Origin of the sequence: Cellulomonas hominis, assembly GCF_901521055.1 — a bacterium.
GTDB lineage: Bacteria > Actinomycetota > Actinomycetes > Actinomycetales > Cellulomonadaceae > Cellulomonas > Cellulomonas endometrii.
Genome location: NZ_CABEGA010000028.1, coordinates 15,705 through 40,976, shown reverse-complemented (window position 1 = coordinate 40,976; position 25,272 = coordinate 15,705). Strand labels below are relative to the sequence as shown.

Annotated in this window: 25 protein-coding genes; 2 read left to right on the top strand and 23 right to left on the bottom strand. The window is 73.6% G+C overall.

Annotation, left to right across the window (positions count from 1 at the left end):
• From KJP73_RS08015 to KJP73_RS08000, 4 genes are all read right to left on the bottom strand, one after another.
• On the bottom strand, positions 1-915 hold the full coding sequence (locus KJP73_RS08015) for a carbohydrate ABC transporter permease (RefSeq protein WP_213282271.1): 915 nt from the start codon (positions 913-915) through the stop codon (positions 1-3).
• Positions 915-1,886, bottom strand: a complete 972-nt coding sequence (locus KJP73_RS08010; RefSeq protein ID WP_213282270.1) for a carbohydrate ABC transporter permease — start codon at positions 1,884-1,886, stop codon at positions 915-917. The genes KJP73_RS08015 and KJP73_RS08010 overlap by 1 nt, the downstream gene beginning before the upstream one ends.
• A gap of 75 nt (positions 1,887-1,961) precedes the next feature.
• A complete protein-coding gene (locus KJP73_RS08005; protein WP_213282269.1) occupies positions 1,962-3,272 on the bottom strand; it encodes an ABC transporter substrate-binding protein in 1,311 nt (436 codons plus the stop codon).
• Between the two features lie 75 nt (positions 3,273-3,347).
• Positions 3,348-4,379, bottom strand: a complete 1,032-nt coding sequence (locus KJP73_RS08000; RefSeq protein WP_213282268.1) for a LacI family DNA-binding transcriptional regulator — start codon at positions 4,377-4,379, stop codon at positions 3,348-3,350.
• 414 nt (positions 4,380-4,793) lie between these two features.
• Between KJP73_RS08000 and KJP73_RS07995 the strand changes: the two genes are divergently transcribed.
• The gene (locus KJP73_RS07995; RefSeq protein WP_213282267.1) at positions 4,794-5,798 is read left to right on the top strand and encodes a LacI family DNA-binding transcriptional regulator; all 1,005 of its coding nucleotides are present in this window, start codon (positions 4,794-4,796) and stop codon (positions 5,796-5,798) included.
• A 46-nt stretch (positions 5,799-5,844) separates the two neighbouring features.
• Here KJP73_RS07995 and KJP73_RS07990 read toward each other — a convergent pair whose 3' ends face one another.
• From KJP73_RS07990 to rpmE, 17 genes are all read right to left on the bottom strand, one after another.
• Positions 5,845-7,149 carry an N-acetylglucosamine-6-phosphate deacetylase gene (locus tag KJP73_RS07990; RefSeq protein WP_249669210.1) on the bottom strand — a complete coding sequence of 435 codons (1,305 nt, stop codon included), beginning with the start codon at positions 7,147-7,149 and terminating at the stop codon, positions 5,845-5,847.
• 132 nt (positions 7,150-7,281) lie between these two features.
• Positions 7,282-7,977, bottom strand: a complete 696-nt coding sequence (nucS, locus tag KJP73_RS07985) for an endonuclease NucS (RefSeq protein WP_213282265.1) — start codon at positions 7,975-7,977, stop codon at positions 7,282-7,284.
• A 58-nt stretch (positions 7,978-8,035) separates the two neighbouring features.
• Positions 8,036-8,452: a DUF2550 family protein gene (locus KJP73_RS07980; RefSeq protein ID WP_213282264.1), complete on the bottom strand. Its 417-nt coding sequence runs from the start codon at positions 8,450-8,452 to the stop codon at positions 8,036-8,038.
• Between the two features lie 10 nt (positions 8,453-8,462).
• Positions 8,463-8,744: a F0F1 ATP synthase subunit epsilon gene (locus KJP73_RS07975; protein ID WP_213282263.1), complete on the bottom strand. Its 282-nt coding sequence runs from the start codon at positions 8,742-8,744 to the stop codon at positions 8,463-8,465.
• Positions 8,745-8,801: 57 nt separating this feature from the next.
• Positions 8,802-10,280 (bottom strand): F0F1 ATP synthase subunit beta, encoded by a 1,479-nt coding sequence (gene atpD, locus KJP73_RS07970; protein ID WP_213282262.1) that lies wholly within the window; start codon positions 10,278-10,280, stop codon positions 8,802-8,804.
• Positions 10,281-10,339: 59 nt separating this feature from the next.
• On the bottom strand, positions 10,340-11,230 hold the full coding sequence (locus KJP73_RS07965; RefSeq protein ID WP_213282261.1) for a F0F1 ATP synthase subunit gamma: 891 nt from the start codon (positions 11,228-11,230) through the stop codon (positions 10,340-10,342).
• 1 nt (position 11,231) lies between these two features.
• Positions 11,232-12,860 carry a F0F1 ATP synthase subunit alpha gene (gene atpA, locus KJP73_RS07960; RefSeq protein ID WP_213282260.1) on the bottom strand — a complete coding sequence of 543 codons (1,629 nt, stop codon included), beginning with the start codon at positions 12,858-12,860 and terminating at the stop codon, positions 11,232-11,234.
• Positions 12,861-12,933: 73 nt separating this feature from the next.
• Positions 12,934-13,746: a F0F1 ATP synthase subunit delta gene (locus KJP73_RS07955; RefSeq protein WP_213282259.1), complete on the bottom strand. Its 813-nt coding sequence runs from the start codon at positions 13,744-13,746 to the stop codon at positions 12,934-12,936.
• A complete protein-coding gene (locus KJP73_RS07950) occupies positions 13,746-14,330 on the bottom strand; it encodes a F0F1 ATP synthase subunit B (protein ID WP_428830393.1) in 585 nt (194 codons plus the stop codon). Before KJP73_RS07950 ends, KJP73_RS07955 begins: the two co-directional genes overlap by 1 nt.
• Positions 14,327-14,572, bottom strand: coding sequence for an ATP synthase F0 subunit C (atpE, locus tag KJP73_RS07945; protein ID WP_282946475.1), 246 nt, complete (start codon positions 14,570-14,572; stop codon positions 14,327-14,329). The genes KJP73_RS07950 and atpE overlap by 4 nt, the downstream gene beginning before the upstream one ends.
• 97 nt (positions 14,573-14,669) lie before the next feature.
• Positions 14,670-15,461 carry a F0F1 ATP synthase subunit A gene (atpB, locus tag KJP73_RS07940; protein WP_213282283.1) on the bottom strand — a complete coding sequence of 264 codons (792 nt, stop codon included), beginning with the start codon at positions 15,459-15,461 and terminating at the stop codon, positions 14,670-14,672.
• Between the two features lie 120 nt (positions 15,462-15,581).
• The gene (locus KJP73_RS07935) at positions 15,582-16,088 is read right to left on the bottom strand and encodes a hypothetical protein (RefSeq protein ID WP_249669209.1); all 507 of its coding nucleotides are present in this window, start codon (positions 16,086-16,088) and stop codon (positions 15,582-15,584) included.
• Positions 16,085-17,449: an MraY family glycosyltransferase gene (locus KJP73_RS07930; protein WP_213282258.1), complete on the bottom strand. Its 1,365-nt coding sequence runs from the start codon at positions 17,447-17,449 to the stop codon at positions 16,085-16,087. The genes KJP73_RS07935 and KJP73_RS07930 overlap by 4 nt, the downstream gene beginning before the upstream one ends.
• On the bottom strand, positions 17,446-18,102 hold the full coding sequence (locus tag KJP73_RS07925; RefSeq protein ID WP_213282257.1) for an L-threonylcarbamoyladenylate synthase: 657 nt from the start codon (positions 18,100-18,102) through the stop codon (positions 17,446-17,448). Before KJP73_RS07925 ends, KJP73_RS07930 begins: the two co-directional genes overlap by 4 nt.
• Entirely contained in the window at positions 18,099-19,046 is a 948-nt protein-coding gene (gene prmC, locus KJP73_RS07920) for a peptide chain release factor N(5)-glutamine methyltransferase (protein ID WP_213282282.1), read from the bottom strand. The genes KJP73_RS07925 and prmC overlap by 4 nt, the downstream gene beginning before the upstream one ends.
• Before the next feature lie 14 nt (positions 19,047-19,060).
• Positions 19,061-20,158: a peptide chain release factor 1 gene (gene prfA / locus KJP73_RS07915; protein ID WP_213282256.1), complete on the bottom strand. Its 1,098-nt coding sequence runs from the start codon at positions 20,156-20,158 to the stop codon at positions 19,061-19,063.
• Positions 20,159-20,299: 141 nt separating this feature from the next.
• On the bottom strand, positions 20,300-20,515 hold the full coding sequence (gene rpmE / locus KJP73_RS07910) for a 50S ribosomal protein L31 (protein ID WP_213282255.1): 216 nt from the start codon (positions 20,513-20,515) through the stop codon (positions 20,300-20,302).
• Between the two features lie 127 nt (positions 20,516-20,642).
• On the opposite strand from rpmE, the gene KJP73_RS07905 reads away from it, so the two are divergent.
• On the top strand, positions 20,643-21,785 hold the full coding sequence (locus KJP73_RS07905; protein ID WP_213282254.1) for a glycosyltransferase family 4 protein: 1,143 nt from the start codon (positions 20,643-20,645) through the stop codon (positions 21,783-21,785).
• Between the two features lie 178 nt (positions 21,786-21,963).
• Here the strand turns inward: KJP73_RS07905 and rho are convergent, their stop codons facing one another.
• Both rho and thrB read right to left on the bottom strand, forming a co-directional pair.
• Positions 21,964-24,039 (bottom strand): transcription termination factor Rho, encoded by a 2,076-nt coding sequence (rho, locus tag KJP73_RS07900; RefSeq protein WP_213282253.1) that lies wholly within the window; start codon positions 24,037-24,039, stop codon positions 21,964-21,966.
• Positions 24,040-24,309: 270 nt separating this feature from the next.
• On the bottom strand, positions 24,310-25,266 hold the full coding sequence (thrB, locus tag KJP73_RS07895) for a homoserine kinase (protein WP_213282252.1): 957 nt from the start codon (positions 25,264-25,266) through the stop codon (positions 24,310-24,312).
• Between the last annotated feature and the right edge of the window lie 6 nt (positions 25,267-25,272).

Here is a 25,272-nt window from a genome sequence, read left to right as displayed (position 1 = left end):
CTACTTGACCGCGCCCGCGGTGATCCCGCGGGTGAGCGTGCGCTGGAAGATGAGGAAGAAGACGATCGCCGGGATCATCGACACGAGGGCGCCCGCGTTGGTCGTGGGGGCGTCCATCATCCGGTCGCCCTGCAGCGACGCGAGTGCCACGGGGATCGTCTGGGTGGCGTTCGTGGTCAGCATGACCAGCGGGATGAAGAACTCGTTCCAGGTCCAGATGAAGAAGAAGATCACCAGGACCGACAGGGTCGGCCGGACCACCGGGAACACGATGCTCCACAGCGTGCGCCACCGGCCCGCGCCGTCGAGCGCCGAGGCCTCGAGCAGCGCCTTCGGGAACGTCCCGAGCACCGACGACAGCAGGTACGTGCCGAACGCCGACTGGATGACGGTGAAGATGATGATCACCGACCACTGGTTGTTCGACAGGCCGCCCTCCTGCGCCATCTGGAACAGCGGGTAGACCAGCACCTCCTGCGGCAGCATGTTCGCGAGCAGGAACAGCGTGACGATCGACATCCGGCCCTTCACCTTGCCGACGCCGAGCGCGTACGCGCTGAAGAGCGACAGCCCGGTGCCGAAGATCGCGACCGTGGCGGAGATCCAGATGGAGTTGACCAGCTTCTCCGGGAAGTTCACGCGCTCCCAGAAGTTGCGCAGGCCCTCGGTGTAGAGCTCGGTCGGCCAGCTCAGCGGGCCGTTCTGCGAGTAGTCCGCCGGCGCCTTGAACGCGTTGAGCACCATGATGACGAACGGCACGAGCATGACCACCGCGACCAGCACGGCACCGGCGAGCACGAACCAGCGGGCGGTGCCGCGGCGGTGCCGGCGGTCGGCGTCGGTGGCCTTCGCGGGGGCGGGCGGCTTGCGCGACCCCACCGCCCGCGGCGGCAGCGTCTCGATCGGGGCAGCCATCAGCGACCCTCCTCCTCACGGCGGGCGCTGCGGGCCTGCAGCACCATGATGACGACGGCGATCAGGATGATGAGGACCGTCAGGACGTTCGCGATCGCGGCGCCGTAGCCGACCTTCGACTTGTCGAAGAAGTTCAGGTACGAGTAGTAGCTCGGCACGAGCGTCGAGGACTCCGGGCCGCCGCGGGTCAGCACGTAGATGGGGCCGAACACCTTGAGCGCGGCCACGGTGCAGGTCAGGGTGATGACGAACGTCTCCGGCTTGATCTGCGGGAGGGTGATCGCCCGGAACCGGTGCCACCAGCCCGCGCCGTCCAGCTCCGCGGCCTCGTACAGCTCCGGGTCGACGCGCTGCAGGGCGGACATGAAGATGACGACCGGGTAGCCGATCTGGATCCAGATCAGCACGACCATCACCGTCGGCAGGGCGGTGTCCGTCGACCCGAGCCAGTTCGGCGGGTTCGCGACGCCGATCTCCCGCAGGATCACGTTCACCGCGCCGGTCTGGGAGTTGAGGATCCAGTTCCACAGCACGCCGGCGACGGCGACGGGCAGGATCTGCGGCAGGTAGTACGTCGCGCGCAGCACGGAGGCCACGCGCGGGCCGAACCGCTTGCCCAGGACGTCGAACAGCGTCGTCGCGAGCAGCAGGCCGATCAGCGTCGGGACCACCACCATCGCGATGATCATCGCGATCGAGTTCCGGAACGACGTCCAGAACTGCTCGTCGGCCAGCAGGTCGGTGTAGTTGCCGAGCCCGTACCAGCGCAGCGGGGCGTTCCCGCCCTTCCACTTGTGCAGGCTGTAGTAGATGTTCATCCCGAACGGGATCAGGATGACGACGGTGAACGCGATCAGCCCGGGCAGCAGGTAGGGCAGGTACCCCAGCCGCTCCCGCGAGCGGCGCGGGCGGCGCGGGGTGCGTCCGGCCCGCGTGGCCGCGGGCGGCGCGGTGCGGTCGACGGTGGTCATGCGGCTCCTCGAGGTTCTTCCGGGGTGCCCGGCCGGCATCGCGGGTCGCGCCGCCGGCCGGGCGGGGTGCGAGGGTCAGCCCTCGAGCAGGTCCGTCTTGCCGTCCTCGTAGGCGGACGACAGGCCGTCCAGCACCTCGGAGGGGGTCTTGGACTGGTTGACCAGCGACTGGAGCTCGCTGACGATCACGTCGTAGTAGCCCGGGACCGGCCAGTCGGGGTAGTACGCCAGGCCGTCCTCGTCGAGGATCGCCTCGAAGTTCTCGGTCATCTCCTTGGTCTTCTCGTCCGTGATGGTCGAGGAGTCACCGGCGACCGGCAGACCGCCGGCCTGCCCGAGGATCTCCTGGACCTCCGGGCGCAGGGTGATGTCGATGAACTCGTACGCCAGGTCCTTGGCCGTCGCGTTCTCCGGGACGACCCAGAGGTTGCCGGACGAGCCCGGGTGCATCGTGTTCTCGGGGAACAGCGTCTGGCCCCAGGTGAACGGGATCTCCTCGGCCAGGCGGCCGAACCACCAGGAGCCGGAGACCATCAGCGGGTAGGTGCCGTTGATGAACGAGACGCCCATGTCCTCTGCGGTCAGGGCCGCGGAGTCGGACGCGATGTAGCCGGCCTTGATCCACTCGTCGAGCTTCTCGGTGGCCTGCGTGAACGCCTCGTTCTGGAAGTCCACGTCGGCGTTGAACAGCTGGTAGTCGTCGATCAGGTCGCGGTCGGCGTAGTGCAGCACCAGCTCGTACCAGAGCTGGCCCATCGGGTACTCGGCGCCGGCCTCGGCCAGCGGCGTGACGCCGTTGTCCTTGAAGGTCTTGAGCGCGGCCTCGAACTCGTCGAACGTCGTCGGCACCGCGATGCCGTACTGGTCCAGCATGTCCTGGTTGTAGTAGACGCCGACGAACTCGCCGTAGTTGGGGACGCCGTACCAGTCGCCCGAGCCCATCAGGCCCTGCTCGTCGTACGTCGCGGTGGTCTGGATGGACGCGGGGAGCGTCTCGTCCCAGCCGCGGGACTCGGCCTCCTCCGTCAGCGGGGTCAGCAGGCCCTGGGACGCGAGCTGGCCGGCCGTGGCGTTGCCCTTGTTGTACTCCATGACGTCCGGCACGTCGTCGCCGGTGAGGAAGATCTTGGCGTTCTTCTGGATCTGCTCGAACGTCTGGTTCTCGACGACGACGTCGACGTCCGGGTTCTCGTCCTCGAAGATCTCGATGGCCTTGGCCCACGCCTGGCCCATCGCCGAGTCCTCGTTCTCGTAGTGCCAGATGGTCAGCGTGTCGGCGTCCCCGCCGCCGCCGCTGCTCCCGCTGTCCCCACCGCACGCCGCCAGGGCCAGCGGTAGAGCGAGCACCAGGGCGCCCGCCAGGTACCTCCTGCGCTGAACTGCCATCACACGTCCTCCTCGTCGAGTTCCTGCTGTGCTGTCTCGGGCGGCCGGCGGGTGCCGGTCGCCGTGTCGTGCTGTCTAGGTGGCGGCGCCCGCGCGGACGGGGGCCGGTCCGGTGCTGCCGCAGTCCACGAGCCGGCACGGCACCAGCGCGGGCGGCGGCGTGCTGCCGTCGTCCAGCAGGGCGAGCAGCGCGTCGACGCCCGCCGCGCCGAGCCGGGCGCCCGGGGCGTGCATGGTGGTCAGCGGCGGGACGGTCTGCCCCGCGACCGCCGGGGACGACACCACCGCCAGGACGGACAGGCCGTCCGGCACCGTGACGCCCCGGGCGGCGAGCTCCGCGACGACGCCGAACGTGGCGTCCTCGTTCATCGTGATGACGGCGGTCGGGCGGTCGCCGGAGCCGAGCAGGCCCGCCAGCGCGGCACGCCCGCCCGGGACCGACTCCTCGGCGTGCACCTGCACGGGGGTCAGTCCCCGGTCCGTCATCGCCTGCTCGTACGCCGCCGACGCCCGCACCGTGGGGCCGTGGCCCTCGGCGACGCGGTGGGCGGCGTGGTTGACGAACGCGATACGGCGGTGGCCGAGGTCCGCCAGGTGCGCGACCGCCTCGCTCAGCGTGGCCGCGAAGTCCACGTCCACGCTGGGCAGGTCGGCGTCGCCGGCGGTCCGGCCGATCAGCGCGACGGGGACGCCCGCCGCGCGCAGGGCACGCACCCGCACGTCGTCCAGGTGCACCTCCATGAGGAGCACGCCGTCCGCGAGCCCCTGGCGGGCGACCTCGACGATCCCCTCGGCGTCGTCCACCGCGAACGGCCAGAGCACCAGCTGGTACCCCCGCTGCTGGGCGACCTCGGCCGCGCCGAGCACGAACTCCGCGGACGTGCGGCTCAGGCCCGCGTCGCCGACCGGGTAGGTGAGCGCCAGCACGCGGCTGCGGCGGGAGGCCAGGCCCCGGGCGAGCGCGTTCGGCCGGTAGCCGAGCTCGTCCATCGCCGCGGTGACGCGCGCCCGGGTGGCGACGGAGACGGGGCGGGCGCCGGTGAGCGAGGCGGAGACGGTCGAGAGGGCGACGCCGGCGCGGCGGGCCACGTCCTGCATGGTCACCATCCCTCTCGCCCTCCTCCTCGACGGCCGTCGCGACGCCTCGTCGATGAGGTGTCGAAGCGCTTCGCGCGCCGCCACTGTAGGACGGCTCGGTGCGTGGCGTCCAGACCCGGAGATATCGAATCGGTCACGACGTTCGTCGAAGCGATTCGATACTACGTCAGGCCGCACCGGTGGTGTCCACCCGGGTGATCCCGCCGCGGCGACCCCGCTGCTGCCGGTCGCATTGCGCTCCAGGACACGCCGCAGTCGAAGCGTTTGCACACGTCAGCGGCCGTGCGCGGCCGCCCGTCGACCGGCCGCGCAGTGGTGAGATCGACCCGGCTCGCCCGTGCGTGTCCGGCAGATCTCGCCACTCGGTGCGGCCAGGCCCCCGACCTGCACCGACGCGGGAGCACGCGCCACTACCCTGGGCGGATGGCGACCATCGGCGACGTGGCCCGGGCGGCAGGCGTCTCGGTGTCGACCGTCAGCTACGTGCTCAGCGGCAAGCGCACCATCTCCGCCCCGACCCGCGACCGGGTGCAGCGCGCCGTCGCGGATCTCGGCTACCGCCCGCACGCCGGCGCACGGGCGCTCGCGTCGAGCCGGAGCAACGTGATCGCCCTGATGGTGCCGTTCCGGCCGGGCATCAACGTGCAGATCATCATGCAGTTCGTCGGCGGCGTGGTGACGACCGCCCGGGAGCACGACCACGACGTGCTGGTGCTCACGCAGGACGACCCGCAGGGCATGACCCGGGTCGCCGCGAGCTCGACGGCGGACGCGCTGATCGTCATGGACATCGAGGCGGACGACGCCCGGCTGCCCGCCCTGCGGGCGCTGACCCTGCCGAGCATCCTCATCGGCGTGCCGGACGACACCACCGGCCTCAGCTGCGTGGACCTGGACTTCGACGGCGCCGGACGCCTCGCGGTCCGGGAGCTCGCGCGGCACGGCCACACGCGCCTCGCGCTGGTCGGGGCGTCCCAGGACCGGCTCGACCACCGCGCGAACTACGCGGTGCGCATGCGGCACGGCGTGCTCGACCAGGCGACGACGAGCGGCGTGGAGGCCGTCGTCGTCCCCGCGGACCCGACGTTCACCGGCGGTGCGCTCGCGATGGACCGGGTGCTCGACGAGCACCCCGGGACCACCGGCCTGGTCGTGCACAACGAGGCGGCGCTCGGCGGCGTGCTCGCGCGCGCCGCGGAGCGGGGGCTGCGGGTGCCCGAGGACCTGTCCGTCGTGGCGGTCAGCCCGGCGGACATCGCCGCCGCGCTGCCCGTGCCGGTCTCGACCATCGAGGTGCCGGGCGAGCGCATCGGCCGGATCGCGGTCGAGATGGTGATGGCGCGCCTCGGCGGCGAGGACCTGGCGGAGACCCGCCTGGTCGGGCCCGCGTACACCGACCACGGGAGCGTCACGACGCCCCGGACGTGACGCGGACCGGCACGGACCGCCGGCGCGACGCCGCGGTCCGGGCGGCTCAGTCCGTGACGAGCCGTCCCGCCCGGTAGACCGCCACGGGCGCGAGGTCCTCGTCCGTGACCACCACGTCGCCGCGACGGCCCACGGCCAGCGCCCCCAGGTCGGACCGCCCGAGCACCTCGGCGGGGGTGGTCGCCGCGGCGCGCACGGCGGCCACGATCCCGATGCCCGACGCCACCACGGTCCGCACGACGTCGAGCAGGTGCGCGGTCCCGCCGGCGATGGCCCCGGCGGTGCCGTCGTCCTCGAGGACCCGCGCGACGCCGTCACCGACCCGCACCGCCATCGGCCCGAGCCGGTAGTCGCCGTCGGCCATGCCGGCGGCTGCCATGGCATCGGTCACCAGCGCGATCGACCCCGGCCCGACCAGGTCGAAGACCGCCCGCACGGTGCCGTCCGCGAGGTGCGTGCCGTCCGCGACCAGCTCCACCACGAGGTCCCCGCGGGCCGCGGCGGCGAGGCACGCCGCGATGGGTCCCGGGTCCCGGTGGTGCAGCGGGCGCATCCCGTTGAACAGGTGCGTCGCGGTGGGGCGCGGCGAGCGACCGCGGCCGCCGCCGCCACCGGCCGCGGCGCTCCGCCGGCCGCCCGAGAGCAGGGCCCGGGTGCGCGCCACCGCGGCGTCGACCTGCTCGGACGACGCGTCGGTGTGCCCGACCGACGGCACCGCGCCGCTCCGCACGAGCGCGGCCAGCACGTCGTCGCCCCCGGTCCCGGGCCCGTCCGCGCCGCCGTGCCCGTCGGCGACGCCCGGCACCTCCGGCGCGACGGTCATCGTGACCAGGTGCCCGCGCGCGGCCGCGGCGAGGTCGACGACCAGTCCGGGGTCGCCCGCGAGCATGTCCGCCGGGTTCTGCGCGCCGCACCGGTCGACGGACAGGAACGGGCCCTCCGCGTGGATGCCGACGAGGTCGCCCGACTCGACGAGGTCCGCGAGCAGCGCGGCGCGGGACAGCAGCACGTCGCGGGGGGCGGTCACCAGCGACGCCACCAGGCTGGTCGTCCCGTGCCGCAGGTGCTCCCGGGCCGCGACCAGCGCGTCCTCGCGGGTCGTCGCGTCCGGGAAGCTGGCCCCGCCGCCGCCGTGGTCGTGCAGGTCGACGAGCCCGGGCAGCAGCGTGGTCCCGGGCGCGGGATCGGTCGGCAGGTCGTCGGCCCACGTGCCGGGCAGCTGGGCGGCGGGCCCGACCCAGGCGATCCGCCCCTCCGACAGGACCACGGCCCCGTCGGGCACGACCTCCGTCGGCGTCACCACCTCCCCGCGCAGCACGACGTCGGCGGCGGGGCTCTCAGCGCGGGTCACCCGCCCATTCTGGCCCACCGGAGGCCCCCGTCGGCCCATCTCGGACCTCGAGTGGACGGTTCGGGCGGGCACGCGGTCGGCGTGTCGGTCCGGACGTCCCACCCGAGCGGGTCGCGCCGCGGAACACCGGCGTCAGAACAGGCGGGAGTCCACGTCGTCGACGCCGCGCATCGCCTCGTAGTCCAGGACCAGGCACGCGATCCCGCGGTCGGTCGCCAGGACGCGCGCCTGCGGCTTGATCTCCTGCGCCGCGAACACCCCGCGCACCGGTGCGAGCAGCGGGTCGCGGTTGAGCAGCTCCAGGTACCGGGTCAGCTGCTCGACGCCGTCGATGTCGCCCCGGCGCTTGATCTCGACCGCCACGGTCGCGCCGGAGGCGTCCTTCGCCAGGATGTCGACCGGCCCGATCGCCGTCGGGTACTCGCGCCGCACCAGGGTGTGCCCGGACCCCAGCACGTCGATCTGCGCGGCCATCAGCTCCTGCAGGTGCGCCTCGACACCGTCCTTGATCAGCCCCGGGTCGACGCCCAGGTCGTGCTCCGAGTCGTGCAGCATCTCGTGCAGCTCGATCACGAGCCGGTCGTCGCTCTTCGTGTGCTGCACGGTCCACACCTGCCGGACGCCGCGCTCCAGGGCCTCCCCCGCGGCGTCCTCGGTCCGCAGGGTGCACGGCGGGCTCATCCAGTTCAGCGGCTTGTACGAGCCGCCGTCGGAGTGCAGCAGCACCGAGCCGTCGGCCTTGACCACGACCAGGCGGGTGGCGAGCGGCAGGTGGGCGTTCAGCCGGCCGCTGTACCGGGCCGAGCAGCGCGCGACGAGCAGGCGCATCGGGTTCTCCTTCGCGGCGACGGGTCGCCCGGGCTCGCGCAGCCCGCGAGGGCCCGGGTCAGATGACGGTGTGCGCGACCGGCGGCGCGGCCTCGAGCCAGGACGTCAGCCCGGCGTAGGCCTCGGCGGTCATCAGCAGGTCGACGGACTCGCCGCCGCCCACCTCGCAGCGCACGAGCAGCGGGCCGCGCAGGTCGCCGCCCGGAGTCGCCGGCCGCCGCTCGACGACCGCGAGGGCCCCGCGGGGCCAGACGTGCTCCGGGCGCGGGGCGAGCGACCGCAGCCGCCACCAGTACAGGTGCCGCGCGCCGTAGTGCGCGATGCCCCGCACCCCGCGCCCGCCCACCTGCACGGAGCAGCGGAACGAGCCCACCCGCCGCGTGAGCGTGTGCCAGCGGGAGACCCCGAGCCCGACCACGACGACCGCGGCCAGGACGAGCAGCAGCGCGACCAGCGCGATCTGGTGCCCGCTCACCGCCGGTCCGTCAGCGGCCGGACGTGCCGGAGGCCACCGCCTCGGCGGCGTCCACGACGACGGTCACCTGGTCGGCGTCGACGGAGAGGAACCCGCCCTCGACCGTCCACCGGTGCACGGCGCCGCCGGCCTCGATCACCCGGACCTCTCCGCGCCGGAGCACGGAGAGGACCGGGGTGTGACCTGCGAGGATGCCGATCTCACCGTCGGAGGCGGGCGCACTGACCTGGCGTGCCTCGCCGGACCAGATGGTGCCGTCGGTGTCGACCAGGTCGACCTCGAGCTGGGCCATGTGGGGGAACCTCCTGCGGTGACGGTGGGACGGCGGACGTGACGCGGTGCGTCAGCGTCAGACGCCGTACTCCTTCTGGATGCGGGCCCAGTTGCGCTCGAGGTCCTCGAGCCCGCCGATGTTGAAGAACGCCTGCTCGGCGATGTGGTCGAACTCGCCGTCCGCGATCTTCTTGAACGCCTCGACCGTCTCGGACACCGGGACCGTGGAGCCCACGACGCCGGTGAACTTCTCGGCCATGTAGGTGTTCTGCGAGAGGAACTGCTGGATGCGGCGCGCACGCGCCACGACCGTCTTGTCCTCCTCGGAGAGCTCGTCCACACCGAGGATCGCGATGATGTCCTGCAGCTCCTTGTTGCGCTGCAGGATCGACTTCACGCGGGTGGCGACGTCGTAGTGCTCCTGGCCCACGTAGCGCGGGTCGAGGATGCGCGACGTCGACGCCAGCGGGTCCACCGCGGGGTACAGACCGCGCGACGCGATCTCGCGGGAGAGCTCCGTGGTGGCGTCCAGGTGCGCGAACGTCGTGGCCGGGGCCGGGTCGGTGTAGTCGTCGGCGGGGACGTAGATCGCCTGCAGCGAGGTGATCGAGTGGCCGCGCGTCGAGGTGATGCGCTCCTGCAGGAGGCCCATCTCGTCGGCGAGGTTCGGCTGGTAGCCCACCGCGGACGGCATGCGGCCGAGCAGCGTCGACACCTCGGAGCCGGCCTGCGTGAACCGGAAGATGTTGTCGATGAACAGCAGCACGTCCTGCTTCTGCACGTCGCGGAAGTACTCCGCCATCGTCAGCGCGGACAGGGCGACGCGCAGACGCGTGCCCGGCGGCTCGTCCATCTGGCCGAAGACGAGGGCGGTCTTGTCGAACACGCCCGCCTCCTCCATCTCGACGATGAGGTCGTTGCCCTCACGGGTGCGCTCGCCGACGCCGGCGAACACCGACACACCGCCGTGGTCCTGGGCGACGCGCTGGATCATCTCCTGGATGAGGACCGTCTTGCCGACGCCCGCACCGCCGAAGAGGCCGATCTTCCCGCCGAGCACGTACGGCGTCAGCAGGTCGATGACCTTGATGCCGGTCTCGAACATCTGGGTCTTCGACTCCAGCTGGTCGAAGGCCGGGGGCTTGCGGTGGATCGGCCAGCGCTCGGTGACCTCGAACTTCTCGCCCTCGCCGAGGTTGAGCACCTCGCCCGTGACGTTGAAGACGTGGCCCTTGGTGACGTCGCCGACCGGGACGCTGATCGGGGCCCCGGTGTCGGTGACCTGCGCGCCGCGGACGAGGCCGTCCGTCGGCTTGAGCGCGATGGCGCGGACGAGCGAGTCGCCGAGGTGCTGGGCGACCTCGAGCGTCAGCGTGAACGACGTCTCGCCCTCGCCCTGGCCCGACAGGTCGATCGGGACGGTCAGCGCGTTGTAGATCTCCGGGATCTGGTCCGCGGGGAACTCGATGTCCACGACGGGCCCGATCACACGGGCGACGCGGCCCACGCCCGGCGTGCGGGTGGAGTCCTTCGCGTCGACGGTGGTCGCGGTCATGTCTGCCTCGCTTCGGTCGTCCGCCGGAGCCCGGCGGCGTGGTTCTGGGGGACTGCTGGTCAGGAGGCGAGCGCGTCGGCGCCCGACACGATCTCGCTGATCTCCTGGGTGATCTCGGCCTGGCGGGCCTGGTTCGCCAGCCGCGTGTACATGCGGACGAGGTCCTCGGCGTTCTCCGTCGCGGTGTGCATCGCGCGCTGGCGCGCGGCCAGCTCGGACGCGGCGGCCTGCAGCAGGCACGAGAAGATGCGGCTGCGCACGTAACGCGGCAGCAGCGCGTCCAGCACCTGGTCCGGGTCGGGCTCGAACTCGTACAGGGGCAGCGCCTCGCCGTTCGACGGGGCCACGCCCTCGACGACCTCGAGCGGCAGCATCCGGATGACCTGCGGGCGCTGGCTCACCATGTTGACGAACTGCGTCGACACGATGTGCAGCTCCCCCACGCCGCCCTGGTCCGCCGGGGCGGCGAAGGCCTCGAGCAGCGTGCTCGCGATCTCCTCCGCCAGGTCGGACGTGGGGGCGTCGGACTGCCCGGTCCACGTCGCCGCGAGCTCGCGGCGGCGGAACCGGTAGTAGGCCTCGGCGCGGCGCCCGCTCACGTAGAGGGCGACCTCCTTGCCCTCGCCCTGGAGCCGCTCGACCAGGCGCTCCGTCTCGCGGATGACGGACGCCGAGTAGGCGCCCGCCATGCCGCGGTCCGAGGCGATGAGCAGCACGGCGACCCGCTGGGTGTCCGTGCGCTGCACGAGCAGCGGGTGGGAGATGTCCGAGTGCGTGGCCACGGCCGAGACCGCCCGGGTGATGGCCCGGGCGTACGGCGACGCGGACGCCATCCGCGCACGGGCGCGCCCGATGCGCGACGCGGCGATCAGCTCCTGCGCGCGGAACATCTTCTTCAGCGACTGCGTCGACTTGATCCGCTGCCGGTAGACGCGCTGCTGCCCGGCCATGTCAGCCCTTCTTCTGCCGGACGATCTGCTCCTGCTCGACCGGGGTCTCCTCGTCCGGCTCGCCGGCGCCGACGAGCGGCGTCCCGTCGGCCTTGAGGAAGTTCGAGCGGAACGCGTCCACGGCGTCGGCGAGCTTGGCCTCCAGGTCGTCCCCGAGCTTGCCGGTGTCCGCGATGGACGTCAGCACGTCGGAGTTGCGACGCAGGTGGTCCAGCAGCTCGGTCTCGAACCGGCGGACGTCCTCGATCGGCACGTCGTCCAGCTTGCCCTTGGTGCCGGCCCAGATGGACACGACCTGGTCCTCCACCGGGAACGGCGAGTACTGGGGCTGCTTGAGCAGCTCCATCAGGCGGGCACCCCGGGTCAGCTGCGCGCGGGACGCGGCGTCCAGGTCGGAGGCGAACATGGCGAACGCCTCGAGCGACCGGTACTGCGCCAGGTCGAGCTTCAGCGTGCCGGACACCTGCTTCATCGCCTTGACCTGCGCGGCACCACCGACGCGGGACACCGAGATGCCCACGTCGACGGCGGGGCGCTGGTCGGCGTTGAACAGGTCGGACTGCAGGAAGATCTGCCCGTCCGTGATGGAGATGACGTTGGTCGGGATGTACGCCGAGACGTCGTTGGCCTTGGTCTCGATGAACGGCAGACCGGTCATCGAGCCGCCACCGAGCTCGTCGGACAGCTTCGCGCAACGCTCCAGCAGGCGGGAGTGCAGGTAGAACACGTCGCCCGGGTAGGCCTCGCGGCCCGGCGGGCGCCGCAGGAGCAGCGACACGGCGCGGTACGCCTCGGCCTGCTTCGACAGGTCGTCGAACACGATGAGGACGTGCTTGCCGGCGTACATCCAGTGCTGGCCGATGGCCGAGCCGGTGTACGGCGCCAGGTACTTGAAGCCGGCCGGGTCGGACGCGGGGGCCGCGACGATCGTCGTGTACTCCAGGGCGCCGGCCTCCTCGAGCGCGCCGCGGACGGCGGCGATCGTGGAGCCCTTCTGGCCGATGGCGACGTAGATGCAGCGGACCTGCTGGTCCGGGTCGCCCGTCTCCCAGTTGGCCTTCTGGTTGAGGATCGTGTCGATCGCGATGGCCGTCTTGCCGGTCTGGCGGTCGCCGATGACGAGCTGCCGCTGGCCGCGGCCGATCGGGATCATCGAGTCGATGGCCTTGATGCCGGTCTGCAGCGGCTCGTGCACGCTCTTGCGCGCCATGACGCCGGGCGCCTGGAGCTCGAGCGCGCGGCGGCCCTCGGACTCGATCTCGCCCAGGCCGTCGATCGGCTGGCCCAGCGGGTCCACCACGCGGCCGAGGAACGCGTCGCCGACGGGGACGGACAGGACCTCGCCGGTGCGGCGGACCTCCTGGCCCTCCTCGATGCCGGTGAACTCGCCCAGGACGATGACGCCGATCTCGCGGACGTCCAGGTTCTGCGCGAGACCGAGCGTGCCGTCCTCGAAGCGGAGCAGCTCGTTGGCCATCACACCGGGCAGGCCCTCGACCTGGGCGATCCCGTCGCCGGCGAGGGTGACGCGGCCGACCTCCTCGGCGGCGACGCCGGAAGGCTCGTACGTCGTGACGAAGCTGTCCAGCGCGGCGCGGATGTCCTCCGGCCGGATCTGCAGCTCGCTCATGGCATCTCTCCTGTCGTGTCGCACGCCGGGGGCGTGCGCTCCCACGTAGTTCCGGGCTGGGCCGTCGGGCCCGTCAGCTGGCAAGTCGTCGTCGTGCGTCCGCCAGCCGTGCCAGCACGGTCGCGTCGATCACCTCGGGGCCGACCTGCACCCGCAGGCCCCCGAGGACGTGCGGGTCCACGAGGACCTGCACCTGCATCTCCCGCCCGTACGTGCGGGCCAGGATGTCCGCGAGCCGCTGCCGCTGGGCGGTGCCCAGCTCCGCGGCGCTGGTGACGTTCGCCACCGTGCGGCTGCGCCGCTCGGCGATCAGGTCACCCAGGTGGCCGAGCGTGGCGACGTACCGGCGGCCTCGCGGTGCCACGGCGGCCCGGCGCGCGAGCACCTGGGTCGCGGGGTTGCCACCGCCGGCGAGCAGCTTGTCGACCAGGTCCCCGCGGGCGTGGGCGTGCACCGTGTCCGAGTAGAGCAGGCGGCGCACCTCCCGCTGCCCGGCGAGCGCACGGCCGATCCGGAAGAGCTCCTCCTGGACCGTGCCGATCGTGCCGTCCGCCTCGGCCGACGCGAGCACGGCCGAGAAGGCCAGGTGCTCGACGGCCTCGGCGAGGTCCGGCTCGGCGGACCAGCGGGCCCGCACGAGCCCCTGCGCGGCCTCGACCACGCGGGGGTCGGCCGCCGACAGCAGCCGCGCGACCAGCGTGGCCTTGGCCTCGGCGTCGGCCGACGGGTCGGTCAGGGTGCGCCGCAGCGAGCCGGACGAGTCCAGCGCGTCGGTCAGCGCGAACAGCTGCTCGCCGAGCAGCCGCCCCTGCGCGCCGGCCTCGCGCAGCACCGGCTCGAACCGGCCCTCCGCGGCGACCAGCGACGCCCGGCTCGTCCCTCGCATCAGTTCCCCTTACCCGCGGTCGCCGTGGTCTGCTCGTCGAGCTCGTCCAGGAACCGCTCGACGACGCGCGAGCGACGCGCCTCGTCCGCGAGCGACTCGCCGACGATCTTCGACGCGAGCTCCGTGGCGAGCGTGCCGACCTCGGTGCGCAGCGAGACGGCCGCCTGCTGGCGCTCCGCCTCGATCTGGCGCTGGGCGTTCTCCGCGATGCGCGCCGCCTCGGCGGTCGCCTTCTCACGGGCCTCCGCGACGATCTGACCGGCCTCGCCGCGCGCGTCCTCGCGGATGCGCGCCGCCTCGGTCCGGGCGTCCTGGAGCTGCTGCTCGTACTCGGCCTTGGCCCGGGCAGCGTCCTCCTGGGCGCTGGCGGCCTTGGCGAGACCGCCCTCGATCTTCTCCGTGCGCTCGTCGAGCACCGCCTGGAACTTCGGCAGCACGAGCTTGTAGAAGACGACGGCGATGACGACCAGGACGACCGTGGACCACAGGATGTCGTAGCCGGCCGGGAGCAGCAGCTGGACGCCCTCGACCTCCTCGGTCTCCGCGGCCAGGATGCTCGCCGCGGGGAGCGCGGCGGTGATCACGAGAAGAGGAAGCCCGTGATGAGGCCGAGGAGGCCGAGCACCTCGACGAAGCCGATGCCGATGAACATGGTGGTGCGCAGCTGGCCGGCGACCTCGGGCTGACGCGCCATGCCCTCGACGGTCTTGCCGATGAGGATGCCGAGGCCGATGCCCGGGCCCAGGACCGCGAGGCCGTAGCCGACGGTGGCGATGTTGCCGGAGACGGCGTTCTCGGCCGCGAGGATGACGCTGGGGTCCGTCAGAAGAGACACGCTTGCTCGTTCCTTCCGTTTGGCCGCCGGCCGGTCGGCCGGCGGTCGTGGGGGCGGGGGTCCGTGAGGACCCCCGGGTGGTGCTGGGTCAGTGCTCCTCTTCGACCGACTGGCTGAGGTAGACAGCCGTCAGGACGACGAAGATGTAGGCCTGCAGCGCGGCGACGAACACCTCGAACAGGGTGATCGCGAAGCCGCCCGCGAGGGTGAGGGCGCCGAACGGCTTGAGGCCGCCGCTCGCCTCGAAGAGCAGGTACTGCGTGGCCGAGAAGCACAGCACGAGCATCAGGTGCCCGGCGACCATGTTGGCCATGAGCCGGATGGCGAGCGTCACGGGCCGCAGGACGAAGACCTGCAGGAACTCCACCGGCGCGAGCAGCCCGTACAGCGGCCACGGGACGCCCGGGGGGAACAGGCTGTTCTTGAGGAACCCGCCGACGCCGTGCGCCTTCACGCCCGCCCCGATGTACATGACGTACACCCAGAGGGCCAGCATGATCGGCAGGCCGATCACGGACGTGCCCGCGATGTTCAGCAGCGGGATCACGCCGGTGATGTTGAAGGCGAGGATCGCGAAGAAGATCGTGGTCAGGAGGGCGACGTACTTGTGCGCCTTCTCCTTGCCGATGATGTCCTCGGCGACGTTCACGCGGACGAAGTCGAGCAGCAGCTCGGCGATGTTCTGGCCGCGGCGCGGCACCAGGCGCGCGCGGCGGGCGGCGATGACCATGACGGTCAGCAGCACGGCGACGGCGACGAAGCGCACGACCTGGATGCGGTTGATCTCGAAGAGCGTGCCCTCGAACCAGATGGCCGGGGGGAAGAACTCCGCGATCGACGGCTTGTGGAACCCGGACTCGCCTTCGGCAGCGAGCGGCAGGATCGTCGCAAGGCTGGACAGAGCAGTCTCCTGTAGGTCGAAGGCTCCGGGGACTCGCGCCCCGTTGCACACGGGTCGCGCCACCGGGACCCGGCCGTCGTGGGTGGTTCGGCAGGAAGCCTAACCTACGGAGCGGCTGCCGCCGTCCGGGTCGTCCTGATTCGAGACGGTCCCGGAGGTACCTGCAGGGGACACGTAAGGCACCCGCCCGCGCGCCACGGCGCGGTAGTCGAGCAGGGCCGATCCGATGACCGCCACCGCGACCACCACGGCCAGCACGTACCGGTCGTAGAAGTCCATGCCGCGCAGCACCGCCAGCAGCACGACGACCACGACCAGCTTGCCCAGCCAGGTGCCCATGATCACGGCCATCATCGTGCCCGGGGCGGTGCCCGTGGTCTTGAGCATCGACAACGTGGTCGTGCCGGAGAAGAGCAGGGCGATGGCGGCGCCGATCAGCGCGCCCCACACCCCGGGCAGCCCGGCGACCAGGTAGCCGATCCCGACGCCGAGCACGGTCACGCCGGCGACCAGCACGACCATGTCGCGCAGGGCGGTGCGGAAGACGGCGGACACCTCGGGGCTGTCCCCCGCGCGGGGCGTCGGTGCGGCGGTGGGCTCGGTCATCGGTGGTCCGTCCTCGGGTCGGCGTCGTTCAGGGCGGTCAGCGGCGCGCCGGTCCCGTGCCACGCCCGGCGGTGCGGGTCGGCGGCGTGCCGGGCGGGCGCGCGGTGGTCGGCGGCGCGGGCGTGCGCGTCGTGCGGGCGGGCCGTGGCGGTGGTCGGGGCGCCCGCGGTCGGGGCGGCGGTGGTCGGCGCGGCGGCGGGCGCTGCGGGCCGCGGCGGGCCGGCGTCCCCGCCGCCCCCGGCCGTCCCGGTGCTGCCGGTGCTGCCCGGCGTGGTGCGGCCGCGCAGGGGGCCGAGCGTGAGCGCCAGGGCGGCGAGCACCCCGACGGCGAGGCCGACGAGCACCGCGGTCGTGGAGAACCACACGAGGGCGACCGCCGCGCCGGTGAACACGAAGGTCCAGACGTACAGGATGATCACGGCCCGCCGGTGCGAGTGCCCCAGGGCGAGCATCCGGTGGTGCAGGTGCATCCGGTCCGGGTGGAACGGGGACTTGCCCGTCCCGACGCGCCGGACGACGGCCAGGCCCATGTCGAGCAGCGGCAGCAGCAGCACGGCCAGCGGCAGCAGGATCGGCAGGAACGCCGGGAACGACTGGCGGGTGGAGGCGACGGCGGGGTCGATCTGCCCGGTGACCCGGATGCCGGCGGCGGCGATCACCAGCCCGATGAGCATCGACCCGGAGTCGCCCATGAAGATCCGCGCCGGGTGGAAGTTGTGCGGCAGGAACCCGACGCACGCCCCGACCAGCAGCGCGACGACCAGCGTCGCGAGGTTCGAGTAGTCGCCCGGGCTCGCCTCGCGGGTCAGCTGGTAGGAGTACAGGAAGAACCCCGCGCCCCCGATGGCGATCAGCCCCGCGGCCAGCCCGTCGAGGCCGTCGACGAAGTTCACGGCGTTCATCGCGACGACCACGATCAGCACGGTCAGCCCGAGCATCACCCGGTTCGACCCGAGCACCACCCCGTCGATCGGCAGCGAGTACAGCTGCACGCCCTGCCACGCCAGCACCAGGGCCGCCAGCACCTGCCCGACCAGCTTGGTCATCCAGTCCAGGTCCCAGATGTCGTCCGCGACGCCCAGCGCGCACACGATCGTGGCGGAGGCGGCGATGCCGACGATCGGGCGCGGGTTGGACGCGAACACGTCGGCGAGGAACGGCAGCTGGCTCGCCATGAGCAGCCCGATCATCAGGCCCGCCCACATCGCGAGCCCGCCGAGGCGCGGCGTCGGGATCGAGTGCACGTCCCGCGACCGCACCGCCGTGATGGCCCCCCACCGCAGCGCGCACCACCGGGCGACCGGCGTCAGCAGGTAGGTCGCCGCCGCGGCGATCAGCAGGAGCAGGAGGTACGCCCTCACCGGCCGGGGTCACCCACCACCGGCGCGACCTCGCGGAGCCGCTCCAGGCTGATCGCGCCCTGGCGGACCACCCGGAGCTCGTCGCCCGTCGCGTCCACGATCGTCGACGCCACCTGGCCGGGCGTCCGGCCGCCGTCGAGGTAGACCTGCACGCTGTCCCCGAGCTGCTCGTGCGCCTCGGCGACCTCGAGCGCGGAGGGCTGCCCCGTGCGGTTCGCGCTCGACACGGCCATCGGGCCGGTGCGGGTCAGCAGCGCCAGCGCGACCGGGTGGTCCGGGACCCGCAGCGCCACCGTGCCGTGCGTGTCGCCCAGGTCCCACGCGAGGGAGGGCTGCGCGACGACGATGATCGTCAGCCCGCCGGGCCAGAACGCCTCCGCGAGGTCGCGGGCCGCGGCCGGGACGCCCATCGCCAGGCCGTCCAGGGTGCGCACGTCGGGCATCAGCACCGGCGGGGGCATCTGCCGTCCCCGGCCCTTCGCGGCGAGCAGCGCGGCGACCGCGTCGGGGGTGAAGGCGTCGGCGCCGATCCCGTACACGGTGTCCGTCGGGAGCACCACGAGCCCCCCTCGGGAGACCGTGTGCACGGCGGCGTCGAGGGCGGGACCCCAGGTCGCGGGGTCGGTGGCGTCCAGCACGCGGTCGGCACTCACGGCTGCGAGTCTTTCACGCCCGGGCGGGGCTCCGGTCGCGGCTCGCCCGCGGGTGCGCCGGCGACGGCGCGCGGGCCGTCGGGTGCCGGGCGGCGGCGGGCGACGAGCATCCGCGGCCGGCCGGTGAGGTCGGGCCGGCTCTCGATCGCCTCGAACGCGCCGGTCGCCTCGGCTGCGGCGCGGGCCGCCGCGTCCTGGACCTCGGCGTGCTCCATGACGAGGAGCCCGCCGGGCACGAGCAGCCGGGCGGCGGCCGCGAGCACCGCGCGCGGCACCTCCAGGCCGTCGACCCCGCCGCCGTACAGGGCGAGGTCGGGGTCGTGGTCCCGCACCTCCGGGTCGACCGGCACGGCGTCCGGCGGGATGTACGGCGGGTTCGACACGAGGACGTCGACGGTGCCGTCCAGGTCGGCCAGCAGCGCGGGGTCGCGGACGTCCCCCTGCTCGACGCGGAGCGACAGGCTCCCGGCGGCCCCGCTGTTGTGGCGCGTCAGGGCAACCGCCTCGGGCGACGCGTCGACCGCGACGACGCGGGACCCGGGCACCTCGGTGTCGACCGACAGCGCGATGCCGCCCGCTCCGCAGCACAGGTCCACGACCAGCGGGGACTCCCCCAGCGTCGCCAGGCGCGCGGCCTCGTCGACCGCCACCTGCGCCACCGTCTCCGTCTCGGGGCGCGGCACGAACACGCCCGGCTCGACGCGCAGCGTCAGGTAGCGGAACACCGTCGAGCCGACGATGTGCTGCAGGGGCTCCCGCCGGCGCCGCCGGTCCACCAGGCCCGCGAACTCCTCGGTGAACCCGTCCGGCACGGGCGGCGCGAGCACGAGGTCCAGGCGGGGCAGCCCGAGGGCGTACGCGGCCAGGGCGGTCGCGTCGTGCCGCGGCGACCCGACCCCCGCGTCGGCGAGCACCCGGGCCGCGGCGTCGACCAGGGCCCGCATCGTCGGGGCGGCGGTCACGCGCCCGGCTCCCCGGCGCTCGCCAGGCGGGCGGCCTCGTCGGCGTCGACCGCGGACTGCACGACCGGGCCGAGGTCGCCGTCCAGGACGGCGTCCAGGTTGTAGGCCTTGTACCCGGTGCGGTGGTCCGCGATCCGGTTCTCCGGGTAGTTGTACGTCCGGATCCGCTCCGAGCGGTCCACGGTGCGCACCTGCGACCGCCGGGCCGCGCTCGCCGCCGCGGCGGCCTCCTCCTGGCGGGCCGCCAGCAGCCGGGCGCGGAGCACGCGCATCGCCTGCTCGCGGTTCTGCAGCTGCGACTTCTCGTTCTGCATGGACACGACGATGCCAGTCGGCACGTGGGTGATCCGCACCGCGGAGTCCGTGGTGTTGACCGACTGCCCGCCCGGGCCGGACGAGCGGTAGACGTCGATGCGCAGGTCGTTCGGGTCGATCTCGACCTCGCCGGCGTCCTCCGCCTCCGGGAAGACCAGGACGCCCGCGGCCGACGTGTGGATGCGGCCCTGGGACTCGGTGACCGGCACGCGCTGCACGCGGTGCACTCCGCCCTCGTACTTCAGGCTGGCCCAGACGCCCTCGGCCGGGTCCGTGACCGAGCCGCGCGCCTTCACGGCGACCTGCACGTCCTTGTACCCGCCCAGGTCGGACGCCGTCGACTCCAGCGTCTCTGTCCGCCAGCCACGCCGCTCCGCGTAGCGCAGGTACATCCGCAGCAGGTCGGCGGCGAACAGGGCCGACTCCTCGCCGCCCTCCCCCGCCTTGATCTCGAGGATCACGTCGCGGGCGTCGTCCGGGTCGCGCGGGACCAGGACGCGGCGCAGCCGCTCGGCCGCGCGCTCCTCGGTCGCGGTCAGCTCCGGCAGCTCCGCGGCGAACGCGTCGTCGGACTCCGCCAGCTCACGGGCGTCGGCGAGGTCCTCCGCGGCCGCGCGCCACGCCTGGTGCGCCTGCGCGACCCGCCCGAGCTCCGCGTACCGGCGGCCCAGGTTCCGGGCGAGCGCCTGGTCGGCGTGCACCGCCGGGTCCGAGAGCTGCCGCTCGATCCGGGCGTGCTCGTCCAGCAGCGGGCGTGCCGCCGCGAACGGGTCGGTCATCGCTGTCTCCTCGGGGGCGCTGCGGGCTGTCGGGGCACTGCGGCCGGGCGCCGGGCCCGGCGTGACGCAGGGGCCCGGACATGCGAAGACGCCGGTGACCGCGGCCCTCGGAGGGGCCGCCGGTCACCGGCGTCGAGTTCGCTAGTTGGCCGAGCGCTTGCCGTAGCGCGCCTCGAACCGGGCCACGCGGCCACCGGTGTCGAGGATCTTCTGCTTGCCCGTGTAGAACGGGTGGCAGGCGCTGCACACGTCGGCCCGGATCTCACCGGAGGTCGAGGTGGAGCGCGTGGTGAACGTGTTGCCACAGGTGCAGGTCACCTGGGTCACCACGTACTCGGGGTGGATGTCAGTCTTCACAGGTGTTCTCCTCGGGTTGGGCCTCCGGGTCGTGCGCGCGAGCCGCGCACGTGAACCGCAGACCGACGGAACAGTCTGCCAGAACAGCGGCGCACCGCGAAATCTTCCCGCCACCTACGATGAGGCCATGCTCCGCATCGGCCTGGTGATCGACGACGGCCTCGACCGCCCCGACGGGGTGCAGCAGATCGTCCTGACACTCGGCCGGCGGCTCACGGCGCTCGGCCACGAGGTGCACTACCTCACCTCGACCACCACGCGGACGGACCTGCCGAACCTGCACGTGCTCGGCCGCACGGTCGGCGTGAAGTTCAACGGCAACCGCCTGGGGACGCCCCTGCCCGCGTCGCGGGCCGGCATCCGGGCGCTGCTCGACGCGGTGCCGTTCGACGTGCTGCACGTGACCATGCCGTACAGCCCGGTGCTCGCCGGGCGGGTCGTGTCCGCCGCGCGCCCCGGGACCGCCGTCGTCGGGCACTTCGTCATCTACCCGCAGGACGCCGCGACGCGCTGGGGCATCCGCGCGCTCGGCCTGCTGGAACGTCGCCGGCTGCGGCGGTTCGACGCGATCAGCGCGCTGTCGTCGGCCGCCGCCGAGTCGGTCCGCGAGGCCTACGGGCGCGAGGTGCCCGTCATCGGCGGCCCCGTCGAGCTGCCCGCCGAGCACGCCGCTCCCGCGCACCGGCCGGACGACGCGCCGGTGCGGATCGTCTTCCTCGGGCGCCTCGTCGAGCGCAAGGGGCCCCGCGAGCTGCTCGCCGCCGTCGCCGCCATGCCCCGCACCCAGCGGCCGTGGACCCTGACGCTCGCCGGGCGCGGCCCGCTGCTGGACGAGCTGCGCGAGCGCGCCCGCGCCGCCGGGCTGGCCGACCGCGTCGACTTCCCCGGGTTCGTGGCCGAGGAGGACAAGGCGGCGCTGCTCGCCGGCGCGGACGTCGTCGCCCTGCCGTCCACCGGCGGGGAGAGCTTCGGGATGTCCGTGGTCGAGGCGCTCGCCGACGCCGGCGGTGTCGTGCTCGCCGGGGACAACCCGGGTTACCGCACCCCGATGGCGGGGCTCGAGCCGCAGCTCGTCGACCCCCGGGACACCCCGGCGTTCGCGCGGACGCTGGCGCGCTGGGTCGACGACCCGGCCGCGCGGCGGGCGGCGACGGGCCCGCAGCGCGTCGCCGCGCAGCGGTTCGAGGCCGGGGAGATCACCCGGCAGACGCTCGCCTGGTACGAGGACGCGCTGTCCGCCCGCCGGGGCGCCCGCACCCGCGGCGCCTGAGGCGCCCCACAGCCCGGCGCGCGTACGCCGGCTGCGCCGAGGTGGCAGTCCGCGCCTCTGGGGTACCCGCCGCGCGCAGGCGCCCGGTGTCATCTCGGTGACGCCTCGCGTGCGTCCGGACGCGCGGCGGGGCGGCACCCCCCGTGAGGGAGTGCCGCCCCGCTGACGCGTCGTGGCGTCAGTCGTCGTTCTTGCCGCCCATGCCCGGGGTGGTCTTCTGCACCTGGAGCAGGAACTCCACGTTCGACTTCGTCTCCCGGAGCTTGCCGAGCAGCAGCTCGATCGACTGCTGCTGGTCGAGCGCGCCCATGACGCGGCGGAGCTTCCAGACGATCTTGAGCTCGTCCGGCGCGATGAGGATCTCCTCGCGCCGCGTGCCGGAGGCGTTGACGTCCACGGCCGGGAAGATGCGCTTGTCCGCGAGCGAGCGGGAGAGCCGGAGCTCCATGTTCCCGGTGCCCTTGAACTCCTCGAAGATGACCTCGTCCATCTTGGAGCCGGTCTCCACCAGCGCCGAGGCGAGGATCGTCAGCGAGCCGCCGTTCTCGATGTTGCGGGCCGCGCCGAAGAACCGCTTGGGCGGGTAGAGCGCCGAGGCGTCGACACCACCCGAGAGGATGCGCCCGGAGGCCGGGGCCGCCAGGTTGTACGCGCGGGACAGCCGGGTCAGCGAGTCGAGCAGCACCACGACGTCCTGACCGAGCTCGACCAGGCGCTTGGCCCGCTCGATGGCCAGCTCCGCGACCATGGTGTGGTCCGAGGCGGGGCGGTCGAAGGTCGAGGCGATGACCTCGCCCTTCACGGTCCGCTCCATGTCCGTGACCTCCTCGGGGCGCTCGTCGACGAGCACGACCATGAGGTGGACCTCGGGGTTGTTCGCGGTGATCGCGTTCGCGATCTGCTGCATGATGATCGTCTTGCCGGCCTTCGGCGGCGCGACGATGAGGCCGCGCTGGCCCTTGCCGATCGGGGCGACGATGTCGATCACCCGCGGCGTCAGCTGGTGCGGGTCGTTCTCGAGCCGCAGACGGTCCTGCGGGTACAGGGGCGTCAGCTTGGAGAACTCCGGGCGCTGGCGCGCCTGCTCCGGCGACATGCCGTTGACCGTGTCGAGACGCACCAGGGCGTTGGCCTTGTTGGGGCGGTTGCCGCCCTGCTGCGGCTGCGCCTCGCCCTCGCGGGGCGCGCGGACCGCACCGGTGATCGCGTCACCGCGGCGGAGACCGGCCTTGCGGACCTGGCCGAGCGGCAGGTAGACGTCGGTCGCGCCGGGCAGGTAGCCCGTGGTGCGGACGAACGCGTACGAGTCCAGCACGTCGAGGATGCCGCCGATCGGGACCAGGACGTCGTCCTCGTCCACCTCGACGGGCTCGTACGCGTCGACGTCGGTGCCCCGCGTGCCACGGCCCCGCTTGGTGCGGTCGCGGTCGCGGTACCGGTCACGCGAGCGCCGGCGGCGGCCGCCGCGCTCGTCGTCCTCGTCCTGCGGAGCGCGGTCCTGCTGCTGCTGGCCCCGGGTCTGCGGCTGCGCGCGGTCCTGCCGGTCCGGCTGCGCGGCCGGCTGCTGGCCCTGCTGGCCCCGGTCCTGCTGGCGCTGGCGCTGGCCGTCACGGCCCTCGCGCTCGCCGCGGGAGTCCCGGTCGCCGGCGGTGGTCGGCCCCTCGGGGAGGGTCACGTCGACCGTCGGCGCGCCGGCACCGCGGCCGGCGCGGCGCGAACGGCGCTCACCGGTCACGGAGCCGACGGCCTCGGCCGCACGGGCAGCGCGGTCGTCACGCGGCTCGCCGGTCTGCTGCCCGCCCTGGCGGGAGTCGAGCGCGGCCTCGAGGTTCGCGAGGACGTCGACGGCGCGGCCGCGGGAGTCCCCGGACTCGTCCGCGGCGGGCGCCTCGGAGGCGGCCCGCACGGGGCGGCGGCGCCGCGCACGGGGCTCGTCGCCGGAGGCGTCGGCGGTGGGGGCGGGCTGCTCGGCCTGCGGCGCGCTGTGCTCCGCCTGCGGCGCGGTGTGCTCGGCGGCGGGCGCGCCGGACGGGCCGGCGGCGCGGGAGGCGGCACGGCGCGCGGGGCGCTCGCCACCGCTGTTCCGGGCCTGGATGGCGTCGACCAGATCGCTCTTGCGCATCCGGGACGTGCCCGTCACGCCGAGCTGGGCGGCGAGCGCCTGCAGCTCGGGCATGCGCATCGCGGAGATGGCACCGCCACGGGCTGAGCCGCCGGAGCCGGTGCTCACGGCGGTCTCGATGGTGTCTGTCACGAAGGACCCTTCCCCCTCGTCGGGGACCGCCACCCACCGTCGGGGCGCGGTCCGCGTCCGGTCCCTCGTGGGGGGCCGGCGCGTCGGTGAAGCCGCACGTGTCGCGCTGAGCGGCGACTCACGTGGGCTGGATCGTTCCCGGTCTCGGATCTCCGGGGACCCGGGCCTTCGCGGGGCGGGGCACCTGAGCGGCGCTGCACCGGAAAAAGGCTGAGCGGATATCAGGACGAGGTCCGGGGAACGGGCTCAGCATAGCACCGGGCCCACCCCTCAGGGCAGCTTCCGCCACGCCGCACCGGCCGTGTCGATCGCGAGCCGCAGGATGCGCCAGCCGCCCATCGCGCCGCCGAACACCTGGTCGAGCGCGGTGTCGGCGTCGGTCGCCGCCGGTGCCCCCTCCGCAGGTTCACCCGCACCGCGAGCCAGCACCAGGACGGTCGGGCCGGCGCCGGACACCACCGCGGGCACGCCGCGGGCGCGCAGCGCGTCGACCAGCGCCATGCTCTCGGCCATCACCGGCCGGCGGTAGCCCTGGTGCAGCCGGTCCTGCGTGGCGGGCAGCAGCAGGTCCGGCCGGCGACCGAGCGCCTCGACGAGCAGGGCCGCGCGGCCCGCCTGGAACGCGGCGTCCCGGTGCGGCACCGTCTCCGGCAGCACGCCGCGGGCGTGGGACGTGGCGAGCCGGGTCCCGGGGACCACGACGACCGGGGCGATCGTCTCGTGCACCGCGAGGCGCGCGGCGTGCACCGTGCCCGCGGCGTCGTCCGACCACGCGACCGTCGCCCCGCCCAGCAGCGCGGGCGCCGCGTTGTCGGGGTGACCCTCCAGCTCCGTGGCGAGCCGCAGCACGACGTCGTCGTCGAGCGACTCGGGCTCCGCGACGAGCGCGCGCGCCGCGAGCAGCCCCGCCACGACGGCGCCGGCCGACGAGCCGAGCCCCCGGCCGTGCGGGATCCGGTTGCGGCAGGTCAGGTGCAGGCCGGTCTGCGGCGCACCCACGTGGTCGAGCGCGTGCCGCAGGGCCCGCACCACCAGGTGGTCGTCCCCGGTGGGGACGTCGTCGGCGCCCTCCCCCACCACGTCGACGACCACGTCGGGGGACCCGAGCGCGCGCACCTCGACGTCGTCGTACAGCGCGAGGGCCAGCCCCAGGGCGTCGAAGCCCGGGCCGAGGTTGGCGCTCGTCGCCGGGACGCGCACCCGCGCCCGGTCGGCTCCCAGTCGCACGGCCGC